The sequence below is a fragment of the Streptomyces sp. URMC 127 genome (genome assembly GCF_051386535.1).
In the GTDB taxonomy this organism is placed as follows: domain Bacteria; phylum Actinomycetota; class Actinomycetes; order Streptomycetales; family Streptomycetaceae; genus Streptomyces.
The window spans coordinates 1-1576 of record NZ_JBPQTW010000432.1 but is presented as its reverse complement, the minus strand read 5'-3'; the positions used below and the strand labels follow the sequence as shown (position 1 = coordinate 1576).

Sequence of the window (1576 nt, the reverse complement as noted above, 5' to 3'; positions counted from 1 at the left end):
GCACCGGGGCGGCTGGGGGCTGCGGGGTGCGGCGTGCGCTCGCGAAGGCCTCGGCGATGCGGTCGACGTGGGTGTCGGTGTGGGTGGCCTGGAGGGTGACGCGGATGATGGAGGAGCCTTCGGGGACGGCCGGCGGGCCGACGGGGTTGGTGTAGACGCCGGCGTCGAGCAGGTGCTGCCACAGCCGGACGCAGTCGGCAGGATCCCCCGTGCGTACAGCGATGACCGGTCCGAAGGCCGGGGGCGGACCGGGCGGGACGGGTCCGGCGGGCGCGGGGCCGGTGTCGTAGCCGAGCGCGGTGAGGCGGGTGCGCAGGCGGGAGGCGAGGGCCAGGACGCGGTGGCGGCGCCAGGGCTCGTCGATGCTGATCTCCAGGGCGCTCATGGCGGCGGCGAGGGCGGGCGGCGGCATGGAGGCGGAGAAGAGGATGGCGCGGGCGGCGTAGCGCAGGTACGTGATGACGTGCGCGGGCCCGGCGAGGAAGCCGCCGGTGGAGCCGAAGCACTTGGAGAAGGTGCCCGTGAACAGGTCGACCCGGTCGTGGACGCCGAGGAGTTCGGCGGCGCCGCGGCCGCAGGGGCCGAGCAGCCCGATGTCGTGGGCGCCGTCGACGAGGGTGCGGGCGCCGTGCCGGCGGGCGGCGGTGGTCAGGGCGGGCAGCGGGGCGAGGGCGCCGTCCATGGAGAACATGCCGTCGGTGACGACGGCCTTGGCCGCGCCGGGGCCGGCGGCGGCGAGGAGCCGGTCGAGGTGGGCGGCGTCGGCGTGACGGTAGCGCTGCCGGTGCGCGGCGCCCAGGCGGATGCCGTCGATGAGCGAGGCGTGGTTGGCGGTGTCGCTGAAGACGGCGTCGCCGGGGCCGAAGAGCGCGGCGAGGGCCAGGTTGGCCTGGAAGCCGGTGGTGACCACGGCGGCGTCCTCGGTGCCGAGGAAGTCGGCGACGGCGGCCTCCAGTTCGCCGTGGAGCGGGAGGGTGCCGTTGAGCGTGCGGGCGCCCGAGCAGGAGGTGCCGTACGTCTGGAGTGCGGTGGCGGCCGCGGCGGTGACGCGGGGGTCGGTGGCCAGGCCGAGGTAGTCGTTGCAGCCGGCCATCACGACCTTCCGCCCGTCGACGACCGCCTCGCCGTCGCGCGCTTGCAGGGGCCGGTAGTAGGGCCGTACGGGCGTGGCGTGGACGGCGCGCAGGAAGGGGGAGGCCAGGGGCTTGTCGAAGATGTCGGGGCGGCCCGGGCGGCCGGGGCACGGATTGCTGTCGGGCATGAGGGAGGGAGGCTCTTCCGTCGGCGGCAGTGAGCGGGAAGGTACACAGGGCGGAGCGGTGTGGAAGGAGCGCGGTGGTGCGCCTGGCAGCCTGCCCTGCGGGGGCGTGCGGGGCCAGGACGTCGGGGCCGCTTTCACTCAGGCGTGGTCCTCATTGGCTTTTCCGCTTGTGCCTCTATACGATCGCCCGCTCGCCGGTCCCCCGGTCGGGCGGAGGTCCCTCCGCGCGGCTCGACGGCCCTCGTGGCGCGCCTCCTGATGGGCCTTCGGCTGATCGGCGCAACGCCCCGGTGACGAATTGCGGGGCGCCGGGGG

At 75.5% G+C, this 1576-nt stretch carries 1 protein-coding gene; it reads right to left on the bottom strand.

The genetic code is table 11. The features are described 5' to 3' along the window. Positions 1-1261: aminotransferase class I/II-fold pyridoxal phosphate-dependent enzyme (locus tag ACSNOH_RS34715; RefSeq protein WP_436725431.1), on the bottom strand; the 1261-nt coding region annotated here is incomplete at its 3' end. Positions 1262-1576 lie beyond the last annotated feature (315 nt).